General features: G+C 66.3%; 6 protein-coding genes. 2 read left to right on the top strand and 4 right to left on the bottom strand.

What is annotated here, in order from left to right; translation table 11 throughout:
• Positions 1–204: DUF302 domain-containing protein (locus tag AHiyo1_RS20135; protein ID WP_148667687.1), on the top strand; the 204-nt coding region annotated here is incomplete at its 5' end.
• 182 nt (positions 205–386) lie between these two features.
• Here AHiyo1_RS20135 and AHiyo1_RS20130 read toward each other — a convergent pair.
• The 3 genes from AHiyo1_RS20130 to AHiyo1_RS20115 are packed head-to-tail and all read right to left on the bottom strand — an operon-like array spanning position 387 to position 2,519.
• Entirely contained in the window at positions 387–779 is a 393-nt protein-coding gene (locus AHiyo1_RS20130) for a hypothetical protein (protein WP_059389758.1), read from the bottom strand.
• A gap of 46 nt (positions 780–825) precedes the next feature.
• On the bottom strand, positions 826–1,902 hold the full coding sequence (locus tag AHiyo1_RS24270) for a hypothetical protein (RefSeq protein ID WP_148667679.1): 1,077 nt from the start codon (positions 1,900–1,902) through the stop codon (positions 826–828).
• Complete coding sequence (locus tag AHiyo1_RS20115) at positions 1,899–2,519, bottom strand: hypothetical protein (RefSeq protein ID WP_059389755.1); 621 nt, start codon at positions 2,517–2,519, stop codon at positions 1,899–1,901. The genes AHiyo1_RS24270 and AHiyo1_RS20115 overlap by 4 nt, the downstream gene beginning before the upstream one ends.
• Positions 2,520–2,626: 107 nt before the next feature.
• Here AHiyo1_RS20115 and AHiyo1_RS25050 point away from each other — a divergent pair, with 107 nt between their 5' ends.
• The gene (locus AHiyo1_RS25050; protein WP_172465673.1) at positions 2,627–2,773 is read left to right on the top strand and encodes a hypothetical protein; all 147 of its coding nucleotides are present in this window, start codon (positions 2,627–2,629) and stop codon (positions 2,771–2,773) included.
• Between the two features lie 98 nt (positions 2,774–2,871).
• Here AHiyo1_RS25050 and AHiyo1_RS20110 read toward each other — a convergent pair.
• Positions 2,872–4,118: hypothetical protein (locus AHiyo1_RS20110; protein ID WP_059389754.1), on the bottom strand; the 1,247-nt coding region annotated here is incomplete at its 5' end.

The following is a 4,118-nucleotide window of genomic DNA, read 5'->3' as shown; positions in this document are numbered from 1 at the left end:
CCGGACCTTGGTGCCCTGCTGCCGTGCAACGTCGTCGTCCGCCGCGGCAAGGATGCCACCGAGACCACCATCCAGGCCATCGATCCCCGGACCATGGTCCAGCTCAGCGGCAACCCGGCCGTACGGGACGTCGCCGACGACGCCGACACCCGGCTCCGCAAAGCCCTTGCCGCCCTTGGCGGCCCAGGGCAATTCTCCGCCTGAGCAACCTAACGGACGGCCTTGGATCCCGTGCCCGGATGCGGCCCCCGATACCCTGTGGAACCGGCTCGTTCCGAGACCCGAACATGGCTTCTGGAAAATCCGGCATGTCTGGTCCTGCCCCCGAGCAATGTCGGTCAAATTCAGCCCGCACACAGTGACATTGCGTGCGACCCGCCCCGGCGCTATCTGGGCATAGGAATGACCCTTTCTCGACGGGAAAGGCTGTCTCTGAGCGAGTCTCTCTCCTCGAGCACATCCAAGAGGGCGGTCGCGTAGGATTTGAGCCGTTTGTCCAGGCCACGGTTGGCCGCGACGAGCCCGGCATTCCGCTCCCTTTCGTCGAACAGGAGCTTCCGTAGGCTCTCGACCTCAGGTTTTATCCGGTTTAGCTGCCTTGCCCGTTCCTGGAATTCGAGGTTCAGGTCGGGGTTGTCGTGGGTGAGCCGGTGGCGCTTGACGCCGGCGAGTTCGACGAGGCGCAGGCCCGTGAGGGGGCCGGGAACGCGGCCTTCCAGGAGGTCGTCCATGGCGCGTTCGAGGGCTTCGCGGGCCCGATCCTTTTCCGGCTCCGTCATGGTGTGCCCTCCTGGTGTGTTTCGATGATGCTTTGTATGGACTCTTTTATTGCGGTCGCGCGTTGGTAACGGATCGGCGGGGCCAGCGAGTCGTCCGGCAGGCGCGCGAGCCTGGCGCGGAGTTCCTCGACGTCCGAGCCCGTTCGGGCGATGTTGGCGCACCCGGGTTGCATTCAGCCAGGACGGGACCGTCGTCCGCTTCTCTGATGCAGCGTGCTTTGGCGCGGTCGAAGACGCAGTGGAGCCCGCGTCCTGGGTAGACCTGGAGTACGGGATCTTGGAGCAGCTTTCGGGCCTGTCGCCCGGTGAGGAGGACCCTCCCAGCGAATTTCTCGCGGGCTACCCTGATGCGTCGTTCCAGTTCGCTGGCGGCCGGTCCGCTGATGTGGCCGCCACCGTCGAGGTACGCTTCGAGGTCTGTGGCCTGGTCGATCCTTTCGAGCCATTGTTCGAAGGCAAGATCGTCAGGGAAGCCCGAGGCGTAGTTTCCGGCGTAGCTGGGTGACGTGGACGTTGAGGTGGCCGTATTGGATTGCCGCGGCGACGAGGCCGCGGGGGCGGCGCACAATGTGCCAGGCGAGGGTCCGGCGGAAGCGGCTGGGGGTGATCCGCCCGTCGGGGTCCTCCGGGATGGTGTCCGGACGGCGGTTCTCGCGGCAGAAGTTGTTGACCCACTCGGTGAAAGAGACGATGTCGTCAGCGACTTGCGTGGCTGTCCGGGCCTGGCCCGGCCGCACCCATACCTGCGGGTCTTCGGGCGGTTTTCCTTGGGCCGGATGCTCTTGGGGAAGAGGAGGCGTCCGTTACCGAGTTCCTCGGCGACGGTGACGGCTTGGGCGACGAGGGGGTGGACGACCCATGGGTTCTCACGCGTTGCGCCTTCTTCTGCCTTGCCGCCGTGGGATCCGGTGGCTCCCTTCCACCGCGTGCCGGTGAGTGTCCACAGGTCCCGCTCGGGATCGTGATGGAGACATCCGGCCGTGAGGGTCAGTACCTCTCCTGGCCGCATGCCCGAGAGGTAGGCGATCACGATGTAGCAGGCGGTATGGAGTAGTCGGGCGTAGACGAGCGCGTCGTCGTACTTCATGGACCCGGGGTGCCAGGGGATTCCGTCGACGGTCACGGCGCAGCGGGGGTCAGGTAGGCGTTGTCGTCTATTTGAAGGCCCGAGGCTTCGATCACTGATCGGTCATATTTGGCGTGCGTTGCCCCCAGCGTGCCGGTCAGTCGTGCGAGGTGCGCCCACCGGATCTCGTGTGACCCGTCGGCCAGCACGCGGCCGGGAAGCCCCAGGCCTGCCGCACGCAGGTGCTCCAGGACCTGCGTCAGCTTCTGATGCCGCTCTGCCTCATACAGTCGAAGTCCTGCCTGCCGGTATTCGCGTCCGCCCACGAGGGTCCTGCGGAACTCGCTGAAGTTGGGCCGGATGTCCGTTGAGATCTCTTCGACGAACCGGATCGCCCATGCCAGCAGCGGAACGAGTGTTGCATCGCCGATCCGGGGTGTGCGGTTGATTGGCTGGACGTCGGAGCGAGCACCGAGCAGTTCCCTGGCGGGCGCATCGTCCCAAGGGGGTGCGCCCGGCATCGCCAGCCGCGGCGGGACCAGGTCCCGATAGGACCACAGCCGCCGCACTTCCGCGACGGAGTGCTGTCTGGACCCGTAGGAGACCCCGGAATCGCCCAGGTACGCCAGGTACTCATCGAGGCGCGCTGCGTCCAGCTCCGCGAAGGATTCCATACCGCGTCCTGCAGCCCAGATGATGAGCCGCTCGATAGGACCTTTATGAGAGACACCGATCGCAGGGAGCAGCGGACTCCGGCGCGGGCGGCTGGCAAGGCGCGCGGATGGTCTTCGTTGATCAGTTGCCACAGGTAGTCTTTGACCGCCTCCCGCCATGGCTGCGGGAGGCGTTTGAAGTTGATGCTCGTGGAGTCGCTGTGGTCCTCGAAGATCCCGTGAGTGAGGTCCCAACGGTCATCGCCGAACCGTGACAGTTTCTCAGGGGCGATCTCCGGCCGGACCGGACGGACGAGCAGGACCGGAGTGCCGGACTCCGGTGCCGGTCGGCCATTAACGATGGCGTGGATACTCATGGGATCTCCAACTCATTTTCAAGGAGGGCTCGGACGAGGCGGGTATCGTCGGCGGAGACTCGCCCGGCCTCCGCTTGGACATCTGCGCGCTGGAGCTGGAGGACGTCTTCGAGCCGGGCGGCCGGCGGGGCGAAACGCCGGTCCCACTCTGACGGCGCCATCTCGGAGCGTCGTCCTCTGAGCTCGGTGAGCATCAGGGCCTGGACCGGCACGTGCCTGGGCTCGGAACGCGAGCATGGGCAGGTGAGGCAAAGGAGGAACGACGCGGTGCAGGGCCGCCCCTGCTCGCTGTAGGGGCTGTGTTCGTTGTCCACGCAGGCCGATCCGACCGTGTCCAGTCGCCCGGCGAGAACTTTTCCGAGGATCTCCTCGCTGACTCCGAACCTCTCCGCCACCCGTGCCGGGTCGTCGAGGGCCGCGCGGCAGTCTTCATCGCTGAGGGCGCGGCCCAGATTCTCGGTGCGGATCCTCTCAACCTCGCCCTTGAGCGCTCCTGCCACGACACCTTGGTAGCTGCTGAGCGACGACTTGTCGCGGACGAGGTAGACGGAGGCGAGGGTGGCGCCGGCCTGGGCCACCGGACGCTGGTGGAGTTCGAGGAAGGTCCGCCGGAGCCGACGGGAGTCCACGCGCCGAGGAATGCCGTCCCCGCCTGAAAAGCCTTCCAGCGGCCCGAAATCGCCCACAGCAGGGGTGCGGTAGCCCAAATTCCTTGGGGTTCCCAACCGGTAGCTGAAGGAGTGGTAGACGATCAGATCGGGACAGGCGAGGTACTGCCGGGCGTCACGGCCGAGCTCGAGGGCAATCTCGTAAACGCCGTGGGCGGACCCGTAGTCGTCCCGGTCCGCCAGCGGTTTCCGCGCGGCGGAGAGGGTCAGGTCCATCTCGGACCGCAGCGGTCCGCGCCGCGGTTTGCTGCCACGGGTGACCAGGGCAGGAAACTCACCGGGTCCTGTCGACACGGAATGCTCAGCAGTCATTCCCAGTACCGTCGATGCGTTCAGACCCGTCATGCACATCATCAGGATGGCCATGGCCTCGGCTTCGTGCCTCAGCGGGTGCAGCTCGGAAACCAGATCGGCGCAAGACGAGTACCGCACCTTGCCGCCCGGTTTTCGTGGGACGCCCCCGTGAACTGCGACATACGCCAGCTTCGCTGCCCTCGTTCCTTCCCGGAAACAGGCCTCGCCCGGCCTGGGGTCCCCGGAGAGGTATCGGTCGGCCTCGGCCCGGGCAGCACGGA

The organism is Arthrobacter sp. Hiyo1, assembly GCF_001263615.2.
Taxonomy (GTDB): Bacteria; Actinomycetota; Actinomycetes; order Actinomycetales; family Micrococcaceae; genus Arthrobacter.
Note: the sequence above shows the minus strand (reverse complement) of the source record. Positions and strands in the feature narration are given on the sequence as shown.